Annotated in this window: 25 protein-coding genes; 7 read left to right on the top strand and 18 right to left on the bottom strand. The window is 71.0% G+C overall.

Features of this window, described 5'->3' with window-relative positions; all coding sequences use genetic code 11:
• Nucleotides 1-7: 7 nt before the first annotated feature.
• The 3 genes from ABT123_RS22010 to ABT123_RS22000 all read right to left on the bottom strand — a co-directional run bounded on the left by ABT123_RS22010 (nt 8) and on the right by ABT123_RS22000 (nt 4,830).
• Entirely contained in the window at nt 8-2,461 is a 2,454-nt protein-coding gene (locus ABT123_RS22010; protein WP_502971015.1) for a SpoIIE family protein phosphatase, read from the bottom strand.
• A 199-nt stretch (nt 2,462-2,660) separates the two neighbouring features.
• Complete coding sequence (fomD, locus tag ABT123_RS22005) at nt 2,661-3,347, bottom strand: cytidylyl-2-hydroxypropylphosphonate hydrolase (protein WP_351317231.1); 687 nt, start codon at nt 3,345-3,347, stop codon at nt 2,661-2,663.
• A 91-nt stretch (nt 3,348-3,438) separates the two neighbouring features.
• Nucleotides 3,439-4,830, bottom strand: coding sequence for a class II fumarate hydratase (locus ABT123_RS22000; protein ID WP_351317229.1), 1,392 nt, complete (start codon nt 4,828-4,830; stop codon nt 3,439-3,441).
• A 107-nt stretch (nt 4,831-4,937) separates the two neighbouring features.
• Here ABT123_RS22000 and ABT123_RS21995 point away from each other — a divergent pair, with 107 nt between their 5' ends.
• Nucleotides 4,938-6,488 carry a ricin-type beta-trefoil lectin domain protein gene (locus ABT123_RS21995; protein ID WP_351317226.1) on the top strand — a complete coding sequence of 517 codons (1,551 nt, stop codon included), beginning with the start codon at nt 4,938-4,940 and terminating at the stop codon, nt 6,486-6,488.
• Nucleotides 6,489-6,558: 70 nt separating this feature from the next.
• On the opposite strand, the gene ABT123_RS21990 is transcribed toward ABT123_RS21995, so the two are convergent.
• The gene (locus tag ABT123_RS21990) at nt 6,559-7,185 is read right to left on the bottom strand and encodes a hypothetical protein (protein ID WP_351317223.1); all 627 of its coding nucleotides are present in this window, start codon (nt 7,183-7,185) and stop codon (nt 6,559-6,561) included.
• Nucleotides 7,186-7,327: 142 nt separating this feature from the next.
• Nucleotides 7,328-8,104 carry a glycerophosphodiester phosphodiesterase gene (locus ABT123_RS21985; protein ID WP_351317220.1) on the bottom strand — a complete coding sequence of 259 codons (777 nt, stop codon included), beginning with the start codon at nt 8,102-8,104 and terminating at the stop codon, nt 7,328-7,330.
• A gap of 53 nt (nt 8,105-8,157) precedes the next feature.
• Between ABT123_RS21985 and ABT123_RS21980 the strand changes: the two genes are divergently transcribed.
• Complete coding sequence (locus ABT123_RS21980; protein WP_351317217.1) at nt 8,158-8,511, top strand: hypothetical protein; 354 nt, start codon at nt 8,158-8,160, stop codon at nt 8,509-8,511.
• Between the two features lie 3 nt (nt 8,512-8,514).
• Here ABT123_RS21980 and ABT123_RS21975 read toward each other — a convergent pair whose 3' ends face one another.
• From ABT123_RS21975 to ABT123_RS21945, 7 genes are all read right to left on the bottom strand, one after another.
• The gene (locus ABT123_RS21975; RefSeq protein WP_351317214.1) at nt 8,515-9,012 is read right to left on the bottom strand and encodes a hypothetical protein; all 498 of its coding nucleotides are present in this window, start codon (nt 9,010-9,012) and stop codon (nt 8,515-8,517) included.
• A 30-nt stretch (nt 9,013-9,042) separates the two neighbouring features.
• A complete protein-coding gene (locus tag ABT123_RS21970; protein ID WP_351317211.1) occupies nt 9,043-9,693 on the bottom strand; it encodes a methyltransferase domain-containing protein in 651 nt (216 codons plus the stop codon).
• Between the two features lie 5 nt (nt 9,694-9,698).
• Nucleotides 9,699-9,851, bottom strand: coding sequence for a hypothetical protein (locus ABT123_RS21965; protein ID WP_351317208.1), 153 nt, complete (start codon nt 9,849-9,851; stop codon nt 9,699-9,701).
• A 254-nt stretch (nt 9,852-10,105) separates the two neighbouring features.
• Entirely contained in the window at nt 10,106-10,909 is an 804-nt protein-coding gene (locus ABT123_RS21960; RefSeq protein WP_351317540.1) for a helix-turn-helix domain-containing protein, read from the bottom strand.
• A 23-nt stretch (nt 10,910-10,932) separates the two neighbouring features.
• Nucleotides 10,933-11,460, bottom strand: coding sequence for a DUF6879 family protein (locus tag ABT123_RS21955; RefSeq protein WP_351317205.1), 528 nt, complete (start codon nt 11,458-11,460; stop codon nt 10,933-10,935).
• Entirely contained in the window at nt 11,444-11,635 is a 192-nt protein-coding gene (locus ABT123_RS21950; protein WP_351317202.1) for a hypothetical protein, read from the bottom strand. Before ABT123_RS21950 ends, ABT123_RS21955 begins: the two co-directional genes overlap by 17 nt.
• 171 nt (nt 11,636-11,806) lie before the next feature.
• Nucleotides 11,807-13,471, bottom strand: coding sequence for a fumarate hydratase (locus tag ABT123_RS21945; RefSeq protein WP_351317199.1), 1,665 nt, complete (start codon nt 13,469-13,471; stop codon nt 11,807-11,809).
• A gap of 167 nt (nt 13,472-13,638) precedes the next feature.
• Between ABT123_RS21945 and ABT123_RS21940 the strand changes: the two genes are divergently transcribed.
• Entirely contained in the window at nt 13,639-14,289 is a 651-nt protein-coding gene (locus tag ABT123_RS21940; RefSeq protein ID WP_351317196.1) for a DUF1707 SHOCT-like domain-containing protein, read from the top strand.
• A gap of 133 nt (nt 14,290-14,422) precedes the next feature.
• Complete coding sequence (locus ABT123_RS21935) at nt 14,423-14,797, top strand: WhiB family transcriptional regulator (protein WP_351317193.1); 375 nt, start codon at nt 14,423-14,425, stop codon at nt 14,795-14,797.
• 162 nt (nt 14,798-14,959) lie between these two features.
• Here the strand turns inward: ABT123_RS21935 and glpX are convergent, their stop codons facing one another.
• Nucleotides 14,960-15,991, bottom strand: coding sequence for a class II fructose-bisphosphatase (gene glpX / locus ABT123_RS21930; RefSeq protein ID WP_351317190.1), 1,032 nt, complete (start codon nt 15,989-15,991; stop codon nt 14,960-14,962).
• 180 nt (nt 15,992-16,171) lie between these two features.
• Between glpX and ABT123_RS21925 the strand changes: the two genes are divergently transcribed.
• Complete coding sequence (locus ABT123_RS21925) at nt 16,172-16,687, top strand: DUF4245 domain-containing protein (RefSeq protein ID WP_351317537.1); 516 nt, start codon at nt 16,172-16,174, stop codon at nt 16,685-16,687.
• Nucleotides 16,688-16,782: 95 nt separating this feature from the next.
• Here the strand turns inward: ABT123_RS21925 and ABT123_RS21920 are convergent, their stop codons facing one another.
• The 4 genes from ABT123_RS21920 to ABT123_RS21905 all read right to left on the bottom strand — a co-directional run bounded on the left by ABT123_RS21920 (nt 16,783) and on the right by ABT123_RS21905 (nt 20,492).
• On the bottom strand, nt 16,783-17,373 hold the full coding sequence (locus tag ABT123_RS21920) for a malonic semialdehyde reductase (protein WP_351317187.1): 591 nt from the start codon (nt 17,371-17,373) through the stop codon (nt 16,783-16,785).
• Between the two features lie 144 nt (nt 17,374-17,517).
• A complete protein-coding gene (locus ABT123_RS21915) occupies nt 17,518-17,751 on the bottom strand; it encodes an exodeoxyribonuclease VII small subunit (protein ID WP_351317184.1) in 234 nt (77 codons plus the stop codon).
• Nucleotides 17,752-17,828: 77 nt separating this feature from the next.
• On the bottom strand, nt 17,829-19,070 hold the full coding sequence (gene xseA / locus ABT123_RS21910) for an exodeoxyribonuclease VII large subunit (protein WP_351317181.1): 1,242 nt from the start codon (nt 19,068-19,070) through the stop codon (nt 17,829-17,831).
• Nucleotides 19,071-19,079: 9 nt separating this feature from the next.
• Nucleotides 19,080-20,492: an APC family permease gene (locus tag ABT123_RS21905; protein WP_351317178.1), complete on the bottom strand. Its 1,413-nt coding sequence runs from the start codon at nt 20,490-20,492 to the stop codon at nt 19,080-19,082.
• Between the two features lie 95 nt (nt 20,493-20,587).
• On the opposite strand from ABT123_RS21905, the gene ABT123_RS21900 reads away from it, so the two are divergent.
• Together ABT123_RS21900 and ppgK are read left to right on the top strand one after the other, a co-directional pair.
• Nucleotides 20,588-21,574 carry a 4-hydroxy-3-methylbut-2-enyl diphosphate reductase gene (locus tag ABT123_RS21900; protein WP_351317175.1) on the top strand — a complete coding sequence of 329 codons (987 nt, stop codon included), beginning with the start codon at nt 20,588-20,590 and terminating at the stop codon, nt 21,572-21,574.
• Between the two features lie 21 nt (nt 21,575-21,595).
• On the top strand, nt 21,596-22,348 hold the full coding sequence (gene ppgK / locus ABT123_RS21895) for a polyphosphate--glucose phosphotransferase (protein ID WP_351317172.1): 753 nt from the start codon (nt 21,596-21,598) through the stop codon (nt 22,346-22,348).
• Between the two features lie 57 nt (nt 22,349-22,405).
• On the opposite strand, the gene ABT123_RS21890 is transcribed toward ppgK, so the two are convergent.
• Nucleotides 22,406-22,866 (bottom strand): DUF6542 domain-containing protein (locus tag ABT123_RS21890; protein ID WP_502971014.1); only part of this gene is annotated, 461 nt, incomplete at its 5' end.

Raw genomic sequence — 22,866 nt, 5'->3', positions numbered from 1 at the left:
GCCGGCGTCAGTGCCGGTCTCGCCCGCCCGGCAGCGCGAGCTCGAACCAGACCACCTTCCCGCTGCTCAGCCGGGTCGCCCCCCAGCGCCGGGCCACCCGGTTCACCAGGAACAGGCCGCGCCCGCCCTCGTCGGTGTCCCGGGCCCGCCGCTGCCGCGGCAGCTGGGGGGAGTCGTCCCCGACCTCGCAGCGCAGCACGTCCGTCCGCAGCAGGCGCAGCGTGACCGGCCGCTCCGCGTACCGGACGGCATTGGTCACCACCTCGCTGACCAGCAGTTCCAGCGAATCGGTCAGCTCCTCCAGACCCCACCGGGACAGTGCCCGGCGGGCGAACCGGCGGGCCCGGCCGGGGGCCGTCTCCTCCGGGTCGAGGAACCAGTACGCGACATCGCTGGGCGCGATCCCGTCGAAGCGGGCGGCGAGCAGCGCGATGTCGTCGTCCCGGTCGCCCGGGCCCAGCATGTCGAGCACGTCGTCGCAGAGGGCCTCCAGCGGCGGCGGATGGTCCAGGCCGGTCAGCTGGGCGGTGGCCGCCAGCCGCTCCCGCAGCTGCTCGATGCCGGTCCACACGTCCCGGAGCCGGGACTCCACCAGGCCGTCGGTGTACAGCAGCAGGGTGGCCCCGGCCGGCGCGTCCAGCTCGACGGCCTCGAAATCGACCCCGCCGACGCCGATGGGCGCGCCCGGGGGCACCCGGAGCACCTCGGCACGGCCGCCGAGGTGCAGCAGCACCGGCGGCGGGTGTCCCGCGTTGGCGATGGTGATCCGGTGGGCGACCGGGTCGTACACGGCGTACAGACAGGTCGCCATCCGGTCGGAACCGAGCCGCTGGGCCTGCTCGTCGAGGTGGTGCAGCACCTCGCCGGGCGGCAGGTCGAGCTGGGCCAGGGTCTGGGCGGTGGTCCGCAACTGGCCCATGATCGCGGCGGAGGTCATGGAATGGCCCATGACATCGCCGACCACCAGCGCGACCCGGCTGCCGGGCAGCGGTATGGCGTCGTACCAGTCGCCGCCGACCCGGGCGGTCTCGGCCGCCGGCAGGTACCGGGAGGCCAGCCGCACCCCGGTGGGCTGCGGCAGCGAGTCCGGCAGCATGGTGCGCTGCAGCTCGTCGGCGATGTAGGCCTCGCGACCGTACAGCACCGCCTTGTCGATGCCGAGCGCGGTGTGCGTGGCCAACTGGGCCGCGACCAGCAGGTCGTTGGGCTCGAAGGCGGGCCGCTCCGGGCTGCGCAGGAACACGGCGGCGCCGATCACCCGCCGTCGGCCGCGCAGCGGTGCCAGCACGGCCCGCTGGCCGCGCGGCAGCGGATGGTCGGCGCCGAGCAGCTCGGGCAGCGCGGCCCGCGCCGCGGCGGAGGACCCGAAGACGGGCCGTACGCCGCGCAGCACCTCGGCGAGTGCCCCGCCGGGCCGGATCTCGCAGAGCTCGGCGGCGGGCAGGTCGCCCTGCGGGCCGAGCAGGGGCAGCTGGCTGAAGTCGAGCTCGCCGGCGGCCCCCGTGGCCGCCGCGCTCCCGGTGGGTTCCAGCCCGGTGCCGAGCTCGTCGATCGGCCGCAGCCGGTCCGTGCGGCGCAGCCTTAAGACGACGGGGCCGACCGGGCGCTCGTCGCCGACCGGAAGCGGATCGCGCAGGTAGACGAGGATCGCGTCGGAGAAGGTCGGCACGGTGGCCCGGCACAGGCCGAGCACGATCTCGTCGAGGTCGATGCCGCGGGCGATCCGCCGGGTCGCGGCGCCCACGAAGCGCAGCCGGTCGCCCTCGCGGCGCGCGGCCGTGGCATCGGCACCCGCCGGTACGGCGCCGCCGGCACCCGAACCCGTGCCACCCGCTGCCGCTGCCGTCAGGGTGGCGGGTTCCGTTGTCTCGGGGGCGGCCGGTGACGGACCGACAGGAAGCTCCGGGCCGGTGGCGGAGCCCGCTGCGGAGCCGGCGGCACGTGCGGTTGCCGGGGTACGGGAGGCTGCCGTCCCGCCGCGCGGGCCCGGCAGACCGGCCCCGGCGGCCTTCCGGGCGGCTGCGGCGTCCCGGGCCTGCCGGGCGGCCTCCGCACGGCTGCGGTGGCCTCCGGAGGGCCGGGCCGGGGGGATCCCCTCGGGGTCGCGCTCGGGGCCGCCCGGGCCGGCGGCGCCGTCGGGAGCCGCCCGGACCGCCTTGGGGGCGGCGTCGGGGCCGGAGCCGGCAGCCGCGTCCTGGGCGAGCCCGTCGCGGGCCCGCACTCCGGCCGGGTCGTCATCGGCCGGGGCCTTGCCGTGGCCGAGGTCGCCGGGGTCGGCCGGGCTGCCCCGGTCGCCGCGGCCGGCCGGGCCGCTGGTGCCCGGCATGCTCTGCGCGCCCACGGCGGAGCCGGGCGCGGCCTGGCCCCGCGCACCCCGCCGCGCCCGCCGCGGCCCGGGCACGTCGGAGCTGCCCGCCGCGGCAGGCTGCGGGCCGTCGTGGGACGTGGGGTACTCCGTCACGCGTGGAATTCCGTCCGTTTGCGCTCGATGTGCGCTGCACTCAACTCGGTCAGTCGCGGTATACCCGCTCAGCGGCGAGGGCACCGTCACCCTCGGGTACCGCGTCCCGCTCGTTACCAAGTCCCGCGCGCAGCATGACAATTACGCAGCCTTGCGGAGGACGATCCTACGTTTGAACCCCGGGGGCGCATCAAGGGTCTCATGAGGTCATATGCGCCGGAGTGCGGTCCCAGCCTTCCGGCAGCACCGGAATTTCCCAGTTCGGATCGGGTCGCCAGTCCTGCCAGCCGGAGGAAAATGGCGGCCCCCAGGCCTTGATCACGTCCACCGCGGCGCGGCCCGCCGCACGCACGCGGGCCGCCTCCTCCGGGCTGATCAGCCCGGACCGCTGGGCCTGCGCGAACTCGTCCTCGTCCCGCCACATCCAGGTGCGGTCCGGGTAGACGGAGATGTCGAGGAAGTGGTCCTCGGAGTCCACCCCGCCGTCCCATCGCACCCGCGGCGACTCGAGGTTCACGTACCAGCTGCGGAACTCCCAGTCGTCGCCCCAGAACAGCCACACCGACCACGGCTCGCCGGGCCGGGCCAGTTTCAGCACCCCGGCCCCGAACCACTGCGAGCGGACCGTGGTGCGCGGGGTGGTGTAGCGGGTGGCGAGCGGCTCCTCGTGCACCGGAGTGCCGTCGGCCAGGACGGGTTTGACGCATTCGGTCCCCGGGGCCATCCACACGGCCAGCAGCTCGTCCGTGTCCTGGACCACGGTGACCGGCCGGCAGATGTGCACCTGGCCCTTCAGGCCGGGCGCATGGTCGCGATAGCGCCAGAGGATGTGCTCCCCGGGCGCCCAGTGCGTGCCCTGCGCGTCCCGCGCGTCGGTACCTGTCATGCGCAGATCTTAGGGCGGGGCCCTGTGGACCCGCTGCGGTGCAGGTCACGGTCGGGTGCGGGCCGAGAAATGACCGAAATTCGGCCCCCGCTCAGGGGTGGGTCATGCGCAGCACGTCAAGGGCCCGGTCGAGTTCCTCGAGGGTGAGGTCGCCGCGCTCGATGTAGCCGGACTCGAGCACCACCTCCCGGATGGTCTTCCGTTCCGCGAGCGACTTCTTGGCGACCTTGGCCGCCTCCTCGTAGCCGATGTACCGGTTCAGCGGGGTCACCACGGAGGGCGAGGACTCGGCGTACTCCCTGGCCCGGTCCGCGTTCGCGGTGATTCCGGCGACCGTCCGGTCGGCCAGCAGGCGGCTCGCCGCGCCGAGCAGGCGTACGGATTCGAGCAGGTTGCGGGCCATCACGGGGAGCATCACATTGAGTTCGAAGTTGCCGGACGCGCCCGCCACGGTGAGGGTCGTGTCGTTCCCGGTCACCTGCGCGGCGACCATGAGCACGGCCTCCGGGACCACCGGATTGACCTTTCCGGGCATGATCGAGGACCCCGGCTGGAGATCCGGCAGATTGATTTCGGCCAATCCGGTGCGCGGGCCGGAGGCCATCCAGCGGAGATCGTTGCAGATCTTGGTGAGGGAGACCGCGATGGTCCGGAGCATGCCGGAGGTCTCCACCAGCGCGTCCCGCGCGCCCTGGGCCTCGAAGTGGTTCCGGGCCTCGGTGAGGGCCAGCCCGGTGGCCGCGGCCACTTCGGTGATCACGGCCGCGGAGAATCCGGGCGGGGTGTTGATCCCGGTGCCCACGGCGGTCCCGCCCAGCGGCAGCTCGGCGAGCCGGGGCAGGGCGGCGTGCAGCCGCTCGACGCCGTAGCGGATCTGGGCGGCGTACCCGCCGAACTCCTGGCCCAGGGTGACGGGTGTGGCGTCCATCAGATGCGTCCGGCCGGCCTTGACCACCTCGGCGAACTCGGCCGACTTGTGTTCCAGGGCGGTGGCGAGGTGCTCCAGGGCGGGGATCAGCTCGCCCGTGACCGCCGCGGTGGCGGCGATGTGGACGGAGGACGGGAACACGTCGTTGGAGCTCTGCGAGGCGTTGACGTGGTCGTTGGGGTGGACCTCGCGGCCGAGCCGCTCGGTCGCCAGGGTCGCGATCACCTCGTTGGCGTTCATATTGGACGAGGTGCCGGAGCCGGTCTGGAAGACGTCCACCGGGAAGTGGTCGTCCCAGCGGCCTTCGGCGACCTCCGCGGCGGCGCCCGCGATGGCCTCGCCGATGTCCGCATCGAGCACCCCGAGCCGGACGTTGACCCGGGCGGCGGCAGCCTTGATCTCGGCCAGGGCGGCGATGTGGGCGCGCTCCAGGCGCTGCCCGGAGATGGGGAAGTTCTCCACCGCGCGCTGGGTCTGGGCCCGCCAGCGGGCGTGTGCGGGAACCCGCACCTCGCCCATGGAGTCGTGCTCGATGCGGAACTGATCGTCGGTCATGTGTGTGGCCTCCTCAAAAAGTTGAGCAATTGTCGTGTTCGAAGTGTTCCCAAGTCCCCTACCGGCCAGTAAATACCGGGGGTAACACTGACACCGGGGAGGCGTCCATGACGCGTACCAAACCCAGACTCAGATCTACCTTCGCCGCACTCGCGGCGTTCGCGGCCGCCCTCGGGGGCGTCACCGCCATCACCCCCATGGCCCAGGCGGCCCCTGCGCCCGCCACGGCCCAAACACCCGCCGCGCCCGCCGCGGCCGTCACCCCGCTCCCGCCGGAGCTGGAGGCCGTCCGGGCCGCCGAAGCGGTGAAGATCTACGGCGACTCCGCGATCCGCCCGCTGAACCAGCGCAAGACCGGGCTCATCTCGCTCGGCGACAGCGAGATCTCGGGCGAGGGCGTGGGCAACTACGACCCGCCGACCAACACGCCGAACAACCAGTGCCACCGCTCGCCCGACGCCGCGATCCACCGGACCGGCATCCAGGCCGACCTCACCTTCAACGTGTCCTGCTCCGGCGGCTACACGGGCAACATCCGGATCGGCGGCAGCAAGCAGTACGCCGACGAGCTGGTGCAGAGCGACAGCCTTGCGATCAAGGCCCGCAACACAAAGATCAAGATGGTGCTGCTGGTCGCCGGAGCCAACGACGACCTCCAGTTCGGGCCGGTCATGACGGACTGTGTGACCCGCTGGGTGCTCAGCCAGGGCACCTGCGAGCCGAAGTACGCCCCCGGCTGGCAGGCCCGGGTCGACGGCCTCCGCCCCAAGGTCGAGGCGACCGTCGCCGACCTCAAGACGGTCATGCGCGACGCCGGCTACGCCGACTCCGACTACAAGCTGGTCGTGATGGGCTACCCCAGCCCCATCGGCCCCGACTTCTACGACAACCCCAGCTTCCCCGGCAAGCTGCCGGGCGGCTGCGCCGGCTACGACTCCGACGCCACCTGGGGCCGCAACTACGCCGTGCCCACCTTCGAGAAGGGCATGCGGGAGGCCGCCCGCAACTCCGGCGCGGTCTACCTGGACAACTCGCGGCTGTTCCACGGCCACGAGGTGTGCATGGAGAACACCTGGGCCCGCGGCCTGTACCTGGACCTCGGGGACCACTTCCCCTGGGACGAGAACACCGCCCGCCAGTCCTTCCACCCCAACGCCCGCGGCCACGCCGCCTTCGCGTCCTGCCTCACCCAGTTCTACGCCTCCGGGCTGCGCGAGGCCTCCTGCGCCGACCCGGCCTCCACCGGCACCCCGGTGCTGACCGCCGGCGCCTGGGACGACCTGTACAAGCCGCTGAAGAACCAGGCGACGGGCACCTGCCTGGACGCCAAGGGCGGCGCCAGCGCCAACAACACCGCGATCCTGGGCTGGGACTGCCACGGCGGTCGCAACCAGGGCTGGTGGTACGACGGCACGCAGCAGTCCGTGCACGTCGAGCTCACCCACGACCGCTGCCTGGACGCACCGGGCGCCGCCTACGGTGCGGGCACCGCCCTGATCCTCTGGAACTGCCACGGCGGCGCCAACCAGAACTTCGTCCGCGACGGAGCCACCCTCCGGCCGGCGGCTGCGCCGGGCATGTGCCTGACGGTCGCGGCGGCGAAGGACCCGCTCCGGCTCCAGCCCTGCAACGGCTCCGCGAACCAGAGCTTCGCGTAACCGCCCGCCCCCGCACACCCCCCACATCCGGCCGGCGCACCCCGGCCGGATGTCACGTTTCTCAGGGTCCTTACCGAGGCTGGGGCGCCAGCGGGGCCGCGGCCACCTTGAACCCGCCCTCGACGACCCGGGCGAAGGCCGCCGGAGCCATGCAGGTCCCGGTGTCGGGCTGCACGAGCTTGCCCTCCACCACGTGGGCGTTGCCCACGCCCCAGGAGAAGCCCAACCGGTCCGGCTCCCGGCCGCGACCGTCCTCGATGCTGATGCCGATCCGCTCACCCGCTGTCCCGACGTTCGAGGTCTCGACGACGGCGGTCAGGGTGGCCGACCGGTTGCCCGTGACGAGGCAGTCCACCCTGGCCACGGACACGGCGGTGAACTCCTTGCCGTCCTCCGTCTCGGAGGCGGGCACCCGGTGATGGATCGTCACCCGGCCGCGGGCGTCGGTGGGCGAGCCCTTCTCCAGCTTCGTGCCCGGGTACGGCCTGCTCCACGGCGCGCCCTCGGCCTCGACCGTGAACCGGATCTCGTGGGTGGCGGAGTACGGGTAGAAGATCCGTCCCCCGCCGTGCACCGAGGCGGTACGCGCGGTCGCGTCGGTCGACGCGGGCGGCGCGGCCGGCGCGGGGGCGGCGGCCACCAGCGACGCGACGGCGGCCAGCGCGACGGCGGGCAGAGCGACGGTACGGATACGCATGTGAACTCCCCTGGTTGGACACCCCGTTCGGGTGTGCCACCAGCTTCGTCCCGGAGCCCGGCCGGCTCCATCTGCCGATCGGCGGACCTGCACCGGCCGCCTCCGCCGAACGGCAGAGCCCGTCCCGGCTACAAGCCCGCTCCTACCGGTCGGCGAGCAGCCCGGAGACCATCTCCCGGACCTCCCGCGGCCGGTTGGTGATCAGGGTGTCCACGCCGAGCCGCAGGCACAGCTCCACATCCGCCGGCTCGTCCACCGTCCACACTCGCACCCGCAGCCCCTTCGCGTGCAGCCGCGCCACCAGCCCGGGGTCCTGCCGCACCAGCTCGATACCGGGCCCGGCATGCCCGGCGAAGGGCGGCCGGACCGGCCGCAGCCGCCGCTCCATCAGGTACACGGCGGGCAGCCCGGGCGCCAGCCGGTGCAGCCGGGTCAGCGCGTTCCGGGAGAAGCTCATCACCTCGACCAGGCCACTCGCCCCGTCGGCCAGCCCGTACGCCCTGAGCATGCGCACAAGCTCGGCCTCCAGCCGGCCGCCGGCCCGGGTCGGGTGCTTGGTCTCGACGGCCAGCCCGACGGGCCGCCCGGCCCCCAGCGCCTCCTGCAACAGCTCCTCGAAGAGCAGCACCCGCGCTCCCCGGTGCGATTCCCCCTTCCACCCGCCGAAGTCGAGCGCGGCCAGTTCCTCGTACGTCAGAGCCGACACCACGCCCTGCCCGTCGGAGGTCCGCTCCACCCGCCGGTCATGCACACAGACCAGCCGCCCGTCGGCACTGAGCCGCACATCGCACTCCAGCGCGTCCGCACCATCGGCGATGGCCTGCCGGTAGGCGGCGAGGGTGTGCTCGGGGTGGTCGTGGGAGGCGCCGCGATGGGCGATGACGCGGACGCCGTTGCGCCCGAGGGTTGCCTGAGTCATACAGCAGACGTTAACCGGATGCGGTGGCCCGCCCGGTGCAGGATGCTGCACGGATGGCCGAACAGTTCGTGACATTGCACTGCGAACCCTGCGACGACTGCGTGATCGAGGCGTGGCAGCGCGTGGTCGACGGACGGCTGCGCTGGGAGGAACAGGAGTACTGCCCCCGGTACGTGATCCAGGCCTGCGGCGGGGCATGGGGCCCGGCCCCCGAACATGTCCGCGCGCGGATCATCGCCGTGGAGGGCACGGTCCGGGTCCGCGTGGGCGGCCCCGACGGCGTTCCGCTCAAGACCATCCGCGAGGTCATGCACCTGTCCATGGCGGAACTGAGCCGCGCCAGGGCGGACGGCTTCGAGGCCACACCGGTCGAGGCCGCCCTGCTGACCGGACTCCCCGCCTCCTAGCCGCTATGCCCGGCGGTGAACCGCTGCGGGGTTGCCCGGGGAGTCGAGCCACGCCCGTCCACCGTTGGTGTCTGCCGTTAGGCCGAAGCGATCGAATCCGGGTCGCCCTTGCTCTTCCCACCAGCGGTAGGCGGCTTCTGTCTCGTCCCACAGCCGGCGGGCGCCGGACTGGACCACCTCGTACTCCTGCCGCTCCGGCACATAGTCGGCCGAGGCCCACGCCTTCGTGTCCGTGCTGTACGTCCACAGGGTGTACGCGCCGTCGTCGTAGCGCTCCACCGCCCAGAACGCCCCTGGCATGCGGAGCCCGATCACGAACTGCTCCAACCACCCGCCGACATCGGCGGGCGACAACGTCGTCGTGCTTCTATCGCCGCTTGCGGGCCATTCCCGCCCCTTGAGGTACTCGCCATGCGGGGGCTGGTTCATGCGCTGCTGCCGTAGGCGCATGAAGGCACTGGAACGGGTGAAACGACCACTCGCCGTGCCGTCGTCGTTCACGGTCAGGCGGGCGATGGCCTCGCCCCCGTACTACGTCCCCCAGGGGGCGACGACGACCCCGCCGGCAACGGTCTGCTCGACCCATGCGGCGGGAACCTCACCGATGGAGCACGTCGCAATGACACGGTCGTACGGCGCACCTCCCGCGTAGCCCAGCCGGCCGTCTCCCACGATCACCAGCGGGGACAGGCCGGCCCCCCGAAGGTTCTCGCCCGCACCCTCGGCCACCGCGGGGTCGAACTCGACGGAGACCACGTTCCCCGACCCGAGCCGGTGCGAGAGCAGACCCGCGTTCCACCCCGTACCCGTACCGATCTCGAGGACCCGATGGCCGTCCCTGACATCGAGATCGGCCAGCATCGAGAACACCATGCGTGGTTGGGAACTGGAACTGCTCGGGGTCGCGCCGAGGCCGTCACCCGCATGGTCGCCGTCGTCCCACTGCGTGGTGAGAGGGATGTCGGAGAACACCGCGCGGAACCAGGCGTCGGGGTCCGTGGTGCGGTCCACCAACGGGTTCTGCCGGGTGCCGTCCGGGATGCCCGGCCAGATGCGCTCGGGCACGAACAGGTCTCGGGGGACTGCCTGGTACGTCGGCAGCCAATCGGAGCGCAGAGCGCCCGACTCAACGAGCGCGGAGCCGAGCCCCTGCGGGCTCGCCCCTTCTGCGCGCGCAGCCATCAGACCTACTTCTTCGCGGGGCTGGGGCCGGAGCCGTCGGAGGAGTTCCCGCCGCTCGTCTCCGAGCCACCACCCCCGTGCCCGCGCCCACTGCTGCCGTCGTCCTGCTGACTCCCACCCTGACCGCTGCCCGTACCGCCGCTGTGCTTTCCGCTCACTGGTTCCTCCTTGGTCGACCGGGGCATTTCCCCGAGTGCCGGTAGACCACCACCGGCGGACCGGAAGCGCGCTCGATGGTGCCTCGACGTACGGGGTCGAGCGGCTCAACAAACCGCAGACAGGCCGAACACTTGTGGCCAGGGGGTGCGTAGGTCACGTACTCCCACTCGTCCGTCTTGGTTGCCATTGCGCACCTCTTCGCCGCTGTCTCCGGGAATCTTCACCCAATGGTGGCCGGAGGCAGAGCGAGGTTCTAGCCGGTTTCCTGTTCGCGCAAAAGCTCGTCTCGGATTCCTTCGATCAGGGACCGCATGTCGTCACCGGCAACGGCGGTCCCGCTGAATCCTTCGAACTTGGATACGTAGAGGACAACGTCCCTGGGATCGGTTACCACTGTTTCCGCGTGGACCGTCTCGATGGTCACCGTGCGGTCATCCTTGATGGAGAACGAGTGGCCTGGAAAATCCACTTGCGGGGCAGACAGTGCGACGATGCGGATATCTACATTGGGTAGCCGAGAGACGGAGATCAGTCGGTCCAGCTGCCCCATCATCACCAAGGCCGGAAGAATGCGCCACCGGAGGACCGATTCGGTGATGATGAAACGGAAGGCCTTCTCTTCCGAGTACAGGACACTTTGCCGCGCCAGCCTCGCGCCGATGGTGCTCTCCAACTGTGCTTCTGTCAGATTCCTTCGAGCAAAAACCGCCCGCACGTATTCGGGAGTCTGAAGCAGACCGGGAATGAGCGAGGGCTGAAACAGGCGTAGCAGCCTTGTCTGTGATTCGAGGGCCTGCACCTGTTGTTGTTTGCGGCTGTAGCCCAGGCGTCGAATAAGTCGCCACGCTGTGACCTCCGTGGCCGCCTCTCTGGCCACAGCCATGTACTCGGCCTTTACCTCATCCGACACGCCTATGACGGTGAGGATGCGGTCAACCTCGGTGACGCTCGGAGCTGTGTTTCCGTTCTCAATCTTGGAGAGCTTGGAACGAGACATGGCAGCGCCGCGGGCAACCGCTTTCGCTTCCATTCCGGAAGACTGTCGCAGTTCCCGCAGCGCTGACCCAAGGCTGGATTTGTTCACTCGCCGTACTTCGCCCACCAATCGGCGAAAGGCGCGGCCTGGGCCATGGCCGTGTCCCTGTACGCCAAGAACCTAGACAGCTGATCTTCTCCGAGGAAATCGGCGCCCAGGTACTTACCCTCCCCGTCGTAGTTCATGGCTCCGATGACTCGCTCATCAAAGAGCCAGAAGTCCGGCGCATCCGGGATCGGGTTTTCCTGGGTGGTCGTATCCAGGATGAAGAACTCTTCCCCGGCTGTCATGTTGCGACGGTAGCCCCAAGAGAGTTCGAACCGCAGATAATCCGTCAGCGGGCGGGCGAGGATGTGCACGCGGTAGATTCGCTTGCCCGTTGCGACTGCGTCCCCGACCGTCGTCATCCATCCAGCCGTCTTGTAGTCCTCCGGCTGTGGCTCACCGGCAAGGAATGCGCGGTAGGCGTCAACGCCGCCCGACTTGCTGTAGTCGTCCAGAGTCTCCAGCCGGAACGCTTCCCGGCCGAAGTCTTCGAACCAGGCCCCCAGCGTCTTAGATGAGGTTGTCACGAATGGCCTTTCGGATGAGCTCAACAGGGATTTCCACCATGGTTTCGTGAGCCGGAAGCTCCAGCCCGTGGTCAGCCACGCGGTCCCCCTGAATGGCGAGGGTTCCCCGGTCCGTGGCGTAGATGGTCGGGCACTCGCCCTCGTCGCACTCGCCTACCAGTCGCGTCAGCTTCACGGCCTGCCCCTTGTCGTCGGGTGTCGCCTCCGATGCTCGCGGCCCTTGCCCCCGAGGAACAAGGGGTTCGAGTTTCCGGAACAGGAAACCGGCGCGATAGGTCCACACCTGCCAACGGCAAGAGCCCCCGGCGGGGGCGCCAGGGGCTCTCAGCAGGTGTTGCTGCCGGGGTCAGGCCAGGCCCGGGCCGCGGACCGGGATGTGGGTGAAGGTCGGTTCCGGGGCCGGGTTCTGGAAGAAGTCGTTGCCCTTGTCGTCCACGACGATGAATGCCGGGAAGTCCTCGACCTCGATCTTCCAGACCGCCTCCATGCCGAGCTCCTCGTACTCGACGACCTCGACCTTCTTGATGCAGTCCTGGGCGAGCCGGGCCGCGGGGCCGCCGATCGAGCCCAGGTAGAAGCCGCCGTGCGTGCCGCACGCGTTCGTCACCTGGGCCGAGCGGTTGCCCTTCGCCAGCATGACCTTGGAGCCGCCTGCTGCCTGGAACTGCTCGACGTACGAGTCCATGCGGCCGGCCGTGGTCGGGCCGAAGGAGCCGGAGGCGTAGCCCTCCGGGGTCTTCGCCGGGCCGGCGTAGTACACCGGGTGGTCCTTGAGGTACTGCGGCATCTCCTCGCCCGCGTCCAGCCGCTCCTTGATCTTCGCGTGCGCGATGTCGCGCGCCACGACCAGCGGGCCGGTCAGGGACAGGCGGGTCTTGACCGGGTGCTTGCTCAGGGTGGCGAGGATGTCCGCCATCGGCTGGTTGAGGTCGATGTTCACGACCTCGCCGCCCGACAGGTGCACGTCCTCGGTCTCCGGCAGGAACCGCGCCGGGTCCCGCTCCAGCTGCTCCAGGAAGACGCCCTCGGCGGTGATCTTCGCGGTGGCCTGGCGGTCCGCGGAGCAGGACACCGCGATGGCGACCGGGAGGGACGCGCCGTGGCGCGGGAGGCGGACCACGCGCACGTCGTGGCAGAAGTACTTGCCGCCGAACTGTGCGCCGATGCCGATCTTCTGGGTGAGCTCGAAGACCTGCTGCTCCAGATCCAGGTCGCGGAAGCCGTGGCCCAGCGGGGAGCCCTCGGTCGGGAGCTCGTCCAGGTAGTGCGCGGAGGCGTACTTCGCCGTCTTCAGGGCGTGCTCGGCCGAGGTGCCGCCCACCACGATCGCCAGGTGGTAGGGCGGGCAGGCCGCGGTGCCCAGCGAGCGGATCTTCTCCTCGAGGAACTTCATCATCGAGGCTTCGTTCAGGACGGCCTTCGTCTCCTGGTAGAGGAAGGACTTGTTGGCCGAGCCGCCGCCCTTGGCCATGAAGAGGAACTTGTACGCGCCGCCGTCGGTGGCGTACAGCTCGATCTGCGCGGGCAGGTTCGAGCCGGTGTTCTTCTCCTCCCACATGGTCAGCGGGGCCATCTGCGAGTAGCGGAGGTTGAGGCGGGTGTAGGCGTCGTAGATGCCGCGGGAGAGCGCCTCCTCGTCGCCGCCCTCGGTGAGCACGTTCTGGCCGCGCTTGCCCATCACGATCGCGGTGCCGGTGTCCTGGCACATCGGCAGCACGCCGGCCGCCGCGATGTTCGCGTTCTTGAGCAGGTCGAGGGCGACGAACTTGTCGTTCGAGGAGGCCTCGGGGTCGTCGATGATCCGCCGCAGCTGCGCCAGGTGGGCCGGGCGCAGGAAGTGCTGGATGTCGTGGATGGCCTCTTCGGCCAGTTTGCGCAGCGCCTCCGGCTCCACCTTGAGGAAGGTACGGCCGTCCGCCTCGAACGTGGACACGCCCTCGGACGTCACCAGTCGGTAGGGAGTCTGGTCCTCTCCCAGGGGGAGCAGGTCGGTGTACGCGAACTCCGGCATTGTGGCCATTCCTCACTCGGCAGACAGCGCTGACGACCTATTGGCAGCGCAGTCATCCAGCGTAGGTCCTCGCCCCGGGCCCTTGTCTGTGAGGTAAGGCTCACTCGACACGAACGCAGCAGGATGCGGCAGTATCGCGATCTATCGTGTTTGGCTATGCTGGCCGTGTGGACCTGGACAAGCACTCTGCCGCCCCTGCCGCTCCCGCCCAACTCCGCGCCTCGGACGCCGATCGCGACCGGATCGCGAACATCCTCGGCGATGCCGTCGCGGAGGGCCGGCTGACCGCCGAGGAACACTCCGAACGCCTGGACGCGCTGTACGCCGTGAAGACCGTCGGCGAGCTGGAGGCGCTGGTCCGGGACCTCCCGGCAGGCCCGGCCGGCGGCCTCCCCGCCGGGCCGCCCGGCGGGAACACCGGCGACTACACCGAGAACGTGATCTCGGTGTGCAGCGGCTCGTCCCGCCGGGGCCGATGGCGGCCGGGCCCGCGGACCCGCGCCGTGGCCGTCATGGGCGACGTCACCATCGACCTCACCGAAGCGGTGTTCGAGCAGCAGCTCACCGAGCTCCATGTGACCTGCATCCTGGGCACTGCCGAGATCCTGGTGCCGGAAAACGTCACGCTGCGCGGATTCGGCAACGGCATCCTCGGCAATTTCGACATCCGCGGGGAGTCCCGCGGCGAGACCGATCCGCAGGCCCCGGTTGTGGTCGTGCGGGGATTCGCCCTGCTCGGCAGCATCGAGGCCCGGCCCAAGCCGGGCGCCCGGCTGGTCGACCTGGCGCACCGGATGCGCCACAAGCACCACAACTAGCTACCGACTGGTTCCCGGCCACTTCCCGGCCGGTTCGCCGCACGGGGTGCATATGGCCGCGTACAGCGGGTAGGGACAGGTGCATCGTCTCTCGGCTCGTGAATACGTCGTCATACGTCGTCAGGAGTAGACCGTGCAGCATCCGCCGCATCAGTCCCTGCAGGTAGCCGCCATCGCTGTGCCGAAGTCGCGGGTGCCGTCGAGGGAAGAGGACGGCCCATGGCATGCGGAGGCGGTGTGCCGCCGGGACGAGGCGGGACTGTTCTTCGCCCCTTCCAAGGAGCCGACCGCGGCCCGGCTGTCGCGCGAGGAGGCCGCCAAGCGGGTCTGCGCCCGCTGCCCGGTCATGGTCGCCTGCCGCGAGCACGCGCTGCTCCAGCCCGAGCCGTACGGGGTGTGGGGCGGGCTCACCGCCGCCGAGCGCCGGGTGGTGCTGGCGCGGATGCGCCGGCGGGCCGCCGAGCTGCGCCAGAGCCCGGGCGCCGGGCCCATCGCCGCCGCGGGCTGAGCGGCGTACGAGCGTACGGCGCACGGCGTACGAGCGCACGGCGTACGAGCGCACGCGCCCCGGGCCCGGCCGGCGAGCGAGTCGTCCGCACACGACGAAAGGGCGGTCCCACCGCACAGGGGACCGCCCTTCGCGCGTCGTCGCGCAGCCCTCGGCCTACTCCTACTGCGCGCGGTCGAAGTCGATCGCGCTGTAGGCGCGCAGCTTCGACAGACGGTGGGTGGAGTCGATCTGCCGGATGGTGCCCGACTTGGAGCGCATGACCAGCGACGACGTGGACGCGGTCTGGGACCGGTAGCGCACGCCGCGCAGCAGCTCGCCGTCGGTGATGCCGGTGGCGACGAAGAACACGTTCTCGCCGGACACCAGGTCGTTGGTGGTCAGGACGCGGTCCAGGTCGTGGCCGGCGTCGAGGGCCCGCTGCCGCTCGGCGTCGTCCTTCGGCCACAGCTTGCCCTGGATGACACCGCCCAGGCACTTTATGGCGCAGGCGGAGATGATGCCCTCGGGGGTGCCGCCGATGCCGAGGAGCAGGTCCACGCCGGTGTCCTCGCGGACGGCCATGATGGAGCCGGCGACATCGCCGTCGGAGATGAACTTGATGCGCGCGCCGGTCTCGCGGATCTCCTTGACGATGCCCTCGTGGCGGGGGCGGTCCAGGATGACGACCGTGACGTCCTCGGGGTGCATGCCCTTCGCCTTGGCGACCCGGCGGATGTTCACCGAGGCCGGGGCGTTGATGTCGACGAAGTCGGCGGCCTCGGGGCCGGTGACCAGCTTGTCCATGTAGAAGACCGCGGACGGGTCGAACATGGTGCCGCGGTCGGCGGCGGCCAGGACGGCGATGGCGTTCGGCATGCCCTTGGCGTTGAGCGTGGTGCCGTCGATCGGGTCGACGGCGATGTCCACCTCGGCGCCGGTGCCGTCGCCGACCCGCTCGCCGTTGAAGAGCATGGGGGCTTCGTCCTTCTCGCCCTCGCCGATGACGACGACGCCGTTCATCGAGACGGTGGAGATCAGGGTGCGCATTGCGTTGACCGCGGCGTTGTCGGCGCCGATCTTGTCGCCGCGCCCGACCCAGCGGCCGGCGGCCATGGCAGCGGCCTCGGTCACCCGGACGAGTTCCATGGCGAGGTTGCGGTCGGGGGCCTCTGGAGAGACCTCGAGTTGGGGCGGCAGGTTGTGCTCGGTCATCGGAGCGCACCTTTCTGTACGACGACGGCCGGGAAGTGAGGGTCCTGGAACTCTATCGGTACGTCGACATATTGAGCAGAGGGGGTCACGTATGAGCGGCATATCGGACGCGGGATTGTCCGGAGCGGACCCCTGTCCTTGATCGTCCGGGCGGTGCGGGACGATAGGTGCGTGGCAGGTATGAAAGGCAAGCAGACGATCTGGGACATGGTCCGGTCGCTGACGTTGATCGGCATCGTCGTCGGGGGGATCTACATCTTCCTTCCCCATGACGACAAGGCCGACCCGACGCGCGTCGTCGACTACCGGGTCGAGACCATCACCGCCCGGCGGGCGGCCCCGTACCCGCTGGCCGCGCCGGTGGGCCTGCCGCAGGAGTGGCGGGCGACCTCGGTGACGTACCAGAAGAAGGACGCCCATGCCTGGCACCTGGGCTTCCTGGACCCGGACAACCAGTACGTGGCGGTCGAGCAATCCAGCGACCCCTCCGCGGCGTACCTGGCGAAGGTGACCCAGCAGGCGACCGCCACCGGGCAGAAGCAGCAGGTCGGCGATGTGACCTGGGAGCGCTGGGACGGGCCGAAGTACGACGCGCTGGTGCGGGCGGAGCAGGGGCATGTGACGGTGGTGACCGGCACGGCCTCCTTCGAGCAGCTGGCGAAGATGGCGGCGGCGCTGGAGTTCAAGAAGGCCTGACCGCCGCCCCTCGCGCTTATAGGTACATACGGCGAAGGCCGCCCCGGATGTCCGGGGCGGCCTTCGCCGTATGCGCGTACGGGGTGCGGGGTGACTCAGACGGTCGTGATGACCTGGTCGTAGTCCAGGCGCGGGGAGCGGTCGAACCAGGCGCCCTCGGCCGGCTTGCCGATGTTGATCACCATCAGCGGGGTGTGGTCGCCGTCCAGGAACTCCTTCTGGAGGCCGGAGAAGTCCAGGCCGGTCATCGGGCCGGCGGCCAGGCCGGCGGCGCGCACGCCGACGATGAAGTACGCGGCCTGCAGGGCGGCGTTCAGCACGGCGGACTGCTCGCGGACCGGGCGCTCGCTGAAGAACGCGTCCTTGGCCTGCGGGAAGTGCGGGAACAGCTGCGGGAGCTCCTCATGGAACTCGTTGTCCGCGGAGAGGATCGCGACCAGCGGCGCGGCGGCGGTCTTGGCCTGGTTGCCCTCGGACATGTGCTTCACCAGGCGCTCGCGGGCCTCGGGGGAGCGGACCAGGGTGATGCGCAGCGGGGTCTGGTTGAAGGCGGTCGGGCCGTACTTCACCAGGTCGTAGATCGCCTGGACCTGCTCCTCGGTCACCGGCTCGTCGGTGAACGAGTTCGCGGTGCGGGCCTCGCGGAACAGCAGGTCCTGGGCGGCGGCGTCGAGAACGAGGGACATCGGAAAGCCTTCTTCCATACATGCGGAGGTGAAGCGATGTCCCTGACACTACGGCGAGATAGATGAAAGTTCAACTAATGCGCTATGCGTGTGGGGCGCATCACATCCGCCCCCGCCCCGGCCTCAGCCGTCGCTCCGGCGGGCTCAGTCGTCCTCGGAGCCGCCGGCATCTGCCGCTTCCCGTGCCGCCAGCGCCGAGTCCAGACGGGCCCGGGCCCCCTCCAGCCAGTGGCGGCAGACCTGTGCCAGCTCCTCGCCGCGCTCCCAGAGCGCGAGCGAGTCCTCCAGCGAGGTGCCGCCCGCCTCCAGCTTCCGCACGACCTCGATGAGCTCGTCGCGGGCCTGCTCGTATCCCAGCGCCGTAGTCGGCTCGGCCATTCCTGCCACCTTATGTGTGTAGTGCAACCAAAATATTGCGTGAGTGTGTCGTCACTCGGCGTTGTCGCCCGGCGTCGTCACCCGGCGTCGTCACGGGCGAGCGGGCCGGCCGGCTGGAAAACCCCCACCGTCAGCTCCCCCTCCGCCACCCGCGCCCGCAGCACATCGCCCGCTGAGACATCCTCCGGCGACCGCACCACATGCCCGTCCGCCCGCTGGAGCACCGCATAACCGCGCTCCAGCGTCGCCGCCGGGGACAGCGCCACCACCCGGGCGTGGGTGTGCGTCAGCTCCGACTCCGCCCGGTCCAGCAGGTGCCCCAGCGTGCGGCGGCTGCGCGCCAGCAGCGCCTCCAGCTCGTCCTGCCGGGTCTCCACCATCCGCTGCGGATGTACGAAGACCGGACGGGCCAGCGCATGCGCCAGCCCCCGCTCCTCCCGGTCCAGCAGGCCCCGGACGGCGCGCAGTGCGCGGCCCTGCAGCTGCCGCACCCGCTCCAGCTCCTCCCCGACGTCCGGGACCACCTTCTTCGCGGCGTCGGTCGGGGTGGACGCCCGCAGGTCGGCGACCAGGTCCAGCAGCGGGGAGTCCGGCTCGTGCCCGATCGCCGACACCACCGGGGTGCGGGCCGCGGCGACCGCCCGTACGACCTGCTCGTCGGAGAACGGCAGCAGATCCTCCACGCTGCCGCCACCCCGCGCCACGATGATCACGTCGACCTCGTCGAGCGCGTCCAGCTCCTTGACCGCCTGGACCACCTGGGGCACCGCGTGCACCCCCTGCACGGCGACGTTGCGCACCTCGAAGCGGACCGCCGGCCAGCGCCGCCGGGCGTTCTCCAGCACATCCCGCTCGGCCGCCGAGGCCCGCCCCACCACCAGCCCGATCAGCTGCGGCAGGAACGGCAACGGTTTCTTCCGGTCCAGCGCGAACAGCCCCTCGGCGGCCAGCGAGCGCTTCAGCCGCTCCAGCCGGGCCAGCAGCTCGCCGATGCCCACCGGCCGTATTTCGGTGGCCCGCAGGGACAGCTGGCCGCGCGGCGCATACCACTCCGGTTTCGCCAGGACGACGACCCGCGCGCCCTCCGCCACCGCGTCCCCGACCTCGTCGAACACCTGCCGGTAGCAGGTCACGCTCACCGAGATGTCGTGCGACGGGTCGCGCAGGGTCAGAAAGACCACCCCCGCACCCGGCCGCCGCGACAGCTGGGTGATCTGCCCCTCCACCCACACCTGCCCGAGCCGCTCGATCCAGCCCCCGATGAGCCGGGACACCTGGCCGACGGGCAGCGGCGCCTCGGCCGACGTATTCAGACCCATGCAGGCAGGCTAACCGGCGCCACCGACACTGCCCTTGGGTTCCTCTCCAGGAGGAACCGCGCGTCGCCCGCGCTGGGCGAACAGCACCCCCAGCCCCACCGCCAGCCAGAGGGCCCCCACCAGCTGGGCCGTCCACGCGGCCTCGACGATCACCGCGACCGTCACCGCTGCGCCCAGCACCGGGACCACCAGGTGCTTCCACCGGCTCGGCGGCCCCTCGCCCGCCCGCTCCCCGCCCCGCTTCACCCAGAACCAGCCCACCACCGAGGCATGCAGCAGGGTGAATGCCACCAGCGCACCGATGGCCACCACCGACACCAGGTGGTCCAGCCCGTCGTCCCGGCGGGCCGCCCACACCGCGGCGATCAGCGTGACCGTGGCCGCGACCAGCAGCGCCACCCGTGGAGTGCCGCCCGAGGTGCGGGCCAGCAGGTGCGGCAGCCGCCGGTCCCGGGCCATCGCGAACAGCAGCCGCCCGGCCGCCGCCTGCCCGGCCAGCGCCGCGAAGGCCGCCCCGATCGCCTTGCTGACCGCCACCAGATCGTGCAGCCAGGTTCCGACCGAAGACTCCACCGCGTCGTAGAAGGCGGGCCCCTGCAGGGCCGGATCCGCCGCCAGCCCGGCCGCGGACACCGGGCTCAGCAGCGCCGCCAGATAGGTCTGGGCGATGAACAGCACCCCGGTCAGCCCCAGACAGCACAGCACCGCCCGGGCCACCCGCCGCGACCCTCCGGTGGCCTCCTCGGCGAAGGACACGATCGCGTCGAAGCCCAGGTACGACAGCACCGCCACCGACACCGCGCCCAGTACGGCCGCCATGCCGAAGCCCATCGAGCCGTCCCCGGTCAGCGGGGACAGCCAGCCGCGCTGCGCCCCGTCCCGGACCAGCACCGTCACCGCGGACACCAGGAACACCAGGAGCACCAGGATCTCCATGGCCAGCACCGCGAAGCCGACCCGCGCAGCCGCCCGTACGCCCCACAGGTTCAGCAGCGTGGTCACCACCACCGCCAGCGCCGTCCACACCCACCGCGACACCTCCGGCACCAGCGCGTTCATCGCGATCCCGGAGAACAGGTAGGCGACGGCCGGGATGAGCAGGTAGTCCAGCATCGCCATCCAGCCGGCGATCAGGCCCGGCCCCTCGCCGAGCCCGGTGCGGGCGTAGGTGTACACCGACCCGGCCTGCGGGGCCACCTGCACCATCTGCGCGTAGCTGAAGGCGGTGAAGGCCATGGCCACGGTCGCGCACAGGTAGACCAGCGCGACGGCGCCGTGCGACGCGGCGTCCAGGGTGCCGAAGATGCCAACCGGGGCCATCGGCGCGATGAACAGCAGGCCGTACACCACCAGATCCCGGAACCCCAGGCTCCGCCGCAGCTGCCCGTCCTCGCCCCGGACCGCCGCCCGGACCTGCGCCATGGCTTCCTCCGGGGGGCGAGGGGAACAGGGGTGTGCCCCAGTCTCTGTCGGCGGACCGATCTTCGCGCCCATCGACGCGGCCGTACGATGTGCGTATGACTGCTCCCGCATCCCGTCGCCGTGTCCTCCTCGCCGCCCCCCGTGGCTACTGCGCGGGCGTGGACCGCGCCGTGATCGCCGTCGAGAAGGCCCTCGAGCAGTACGGCGCCCCGGTGTACGTCCGGCACGAGATCGTGCACAACAAGTACGTGGTCCAGACGCTGGAGAAGAAGGGCGCCATCTTCGTCGAGCGCACCGAAGAGGTTCCCCCCGGCAACATCGTGATGTTCTCCGCGCACGGCGTGGCGCCCGTGGTGCACGAGGAGGCCGCCCGCGGCCGGCTCGCGACCATCGACGCGACCTGCCCGCTGGTCACCAAGGTGCACAAGGAAGCCATCCGGTACGCCAACGAGGACTTCGACATCCTCCTGATCGGCCACGAGGGCCACGAAGAGGTCATCGGCACCTCCGGCGAGGCTCCGGACCACATCACGATCGTCGACGGCCCGCACGACGTGGACAAGGTCACCGTCCGCGACGAGTCCAAGGTCGTCTGGCTCTCCCAGACCACCCTGTCGGTCGACGAGACCATGGAGACGGTCGACGCGCTGAAGACGAAGTTCCCGCTGCTCCTCTCGCCGCCGAGCGACGACATCTGCTACGCCACCTCGAACCGCCAGGCCGCGGTCAAGGCGATGGGCGCGGACTCCGACCTGGTCATCGTGGTCGGCTCGAAGAACTCCTCGAACTCCATCCGACTGGTCGAGGTCGCCAAGGACGCCGGCGCCCGCGCCGCCCATCTGGTCGATTTCGCGAGCGAGATCGACGAGGCCTGGCTGGAGGGCGTCACCACGGTCGGCCTCACCTCGGGTGCCTCCGTCCCCGAGGTCCTGGTCGAGGAGGTCCTGGCCTGGCTCGCGGAGCGCGGCTACGCGGACGTCGAGCTGGTGAAGACCGCCGAGGAGTCGATCACCTTCTCCCTGCCCAAGGAACTGCGCAAGGACCTGCGTGCCGAGGCGGCCGAACTGGTCGCCGGGGAGTAACTCCTTTCGTACGGTATGTCCATGCAGACGACGCAGATCATGGGCGTGGACATCGGCGGCTCCGGCATCAAGGGCGCACCGGTCGACCTGGCGCGCGGAGAGCTCGCCGCCGAGCGCCACAAGGTACTGACACCGCAGCCGGCCACCCCCGAGGGGGTGGCCGGCTGCGTTGCGGAGGTGGTCCGGCACTTCGAATGGTCCGGCCCGGTGGGGATCACCTTCCCGGGGGTCGTCACGGGCGGCATCACCCGTTCGGCCGCCAATGTCGACAAGGCGTGGGTCGGCCTGGACGCCCGCGCGCTCCTCGCCGGCCGGCTGGACGGGCTGCCGGTCACGGTCCTCAACGACGCGGACGCGGCGGGCGTGGCCGAGATGACGTACGGGGCCGGGCGCGGCCGTACCGGTACGGTCATCCTGCTCACCCTGGGCACGGGCATCGGCAGCGCCCTCTTCACCGACGGGCACCTGGTCGCCAACAGCGAGCTGGGGCACCTGGAACTGCACGGCCACGACGCGGAGAAGCGGGCCTCGGTGAAGGCGAAGGAGGACGGGGAGCTGACCTGGGAGCGGTGGGCCCACCGCCTGTCGAAGTACCTGGCCCATGTGGAGATGCTGTTCTCCCCGGACCTGTTCATCCTGGGCGGCGGGGTCAGCCGCAAGCCGGAGAAGTTCCTGCCGCTGATCGAGGGGGTCCGGGCCGAGATCGTCCCGGCCGTGCTCCAGAACAACGCGGGCATCGTGGGCGCGGCGATGGCGGCCCGGCAGGGCGGCTGAGGCCCGGGCCCGCTGGGGAGGGGCAGGCGGGGTCGGGGTCAGGCGGGATCGGGCGGCTCAGGCAGGGAGGCGGCGGGCGGCGGCCATCCGCCGCCGGTTGCTCAGCGCGGCCCGCCGCCCCAGCGCGATCAGCGCCGCGACCAGCGTTCCGGCGTACAGCCAGCCGGCCTGCAGGGACAGGGCGGTGACCACCCCCATCACCTGCCCGCCGACCCCGCCCGACCCGCCGGCGATCGGCCACACGCCGACGGCGAAGGCGATCGGGACCGAGACCGGCGCGGTGACCAGGTCGGCGGGCCGCACCCAGACGGCCGTCGCCGCGGCCACCGGCAGGAACAGCACCCCGTACCCGGTCAGCGAGGCGTCGAAGAGCAGCCAGACGATCCCGCCCGCCAGCACCATGGCGGCACAGGCGAACAGCCCGCCGCCGAGACCGGTCAAGAGCGCCGTCTCCCGCGCCCTCGGCAAGCTCCGCCAGGACCCCGAACTCAGCCCGGAGCTCTGCCCGGCCTCCTGAC

The organism is Streptomyces sp. NPDC002054, from assembly GCF_040296685.1.
In the GTDB taxonomy this organism is placed as follows: domain Bacteria; phylum Actinomycetota; class Actinomycetes; order Streptomycetales; family Streptomycetaceae; genus Streptomyces.
Note: the sequence above shows the minus strand (reverse complement) of the source record. Positions and strands in the feature narration are given on the sequence as shown.

Excerpts from the sequence above, each read along its gene's own strand:
- fomD (WP_351317231.1), bottom strand. The coding sequence starts at position 3,347 with ATGACAGGTACCGACGCGCGGGACGCGCAGGGCACGCACTGGGCGCCC.
- ABT123_RS22000 (WP_351317229.1), bottom strand. The coding sequence starts at position 4,830 with ATGACCGACGATCAGTTCCGCATCGAGCACGACTCCATGGGCGAGGTG.
- ABT123_RS21995 (WP_351317226.1), top strand. The coding sequence starts at position 4,938 with ATGACGCGTACCAAACCCAGACTCAGATCTACCTTCGCCGCACTCGCG.
- ABT123_RS21990 (WP_351317223.1), bottom strand. The coding sequence starts at position 7,185 with ATGCGTATCCGTACCGTCGCTCTGCCCGCCGTCGCGCTGGCCGCCGTC.
- ABT123_RS21985 (WP_351317220.1), bottom strand. The coding sequence starts at position 8,104 with ATGACTCAGGCAACCCTCGGGCGCAACGGCGTCCGCGTCATCGCCCAT.
- ABT123_RS21980 (WP_351317217.1), top strand. The coding sequence starts at position 8,158 with ATGGCCGAACAGTTCGTGACATTGCACTGCGAACCCTGCGACGACTGC.
- ABT123_RS21970 (WP_351317211.1), bottom strand. The coding sequence starts at position 9,693 with ATGGCTGCGCGCGCAGAAGGGGCGAGCCCGCAGGGGCTCGGCTCCGCG.
- ABT123_RS21945 (WP_351317199.1), bottom strand. The coding sequence starts at position 13,471 with ATGCCGGAGTTCGCGTACACCGACCTGCTCCCCCTGGGAGAGGACCAG.
- glpX (WP_351317190.1), bottom strand. The coding sequence starts at position 15,991 with ATGACCGAGCACAACCTGCCGCCCCAACTCGAGGTCTCTCCAGAGGCC.
- ABT123_RS21925 (WP_351317537.1), top strand. The coding sequence starts at position 16,172 with ATGAAAGGCAAGCAGACGATCTGGGACATGGTCCGGTCGCTGACGTTG.
- ABT123_RS21920 (WP_351317187.1), bottom strand. The coding sequence starts at position 17,373 with ATGTCCCTCGTTCTCGACGCCGCCGCCCAGGACCTGCTGTTCCGCGAG.
- ABT123_RS21915 (WP_351317184.1), bottom strand. The coding sequence starts at position 17,751 with ATGGCCGAGCCGACTACGGCGCTGGGATACGAGCAGGCCCGCGACGAG.
- xseA (WP_351317181.1), bottom strand. The coding sequence starts at position 19,070 with ATGGGTCTGAATACGTCGGCCGAGGCGCCGCTGCCCGTCGGCCAGGTG.
- ABT123_RS21905 (WP_351317178.1), bottom strand. The coding sequence starts at position 20,492 with ATGGCGCAGGTCCGGGCGGCGGTCCGGGGCGAGGACGGGCAGCTGCGG.
- ABT123_RS21900 (WP_351317175.1), top strand. The coding sequence starts at position 20,588 with ATGACTGCTCCCGCATCCCGTCGCCGTGTCCTCCTCGCCGCCCCCCGT.
- ppgK (WP_351317172.1), top strand. The coding sequence starts at position 21,596 with ATGCAGACGACGCAGATCATGGGCGTGGACATCGGCGGCTCCGGCATC.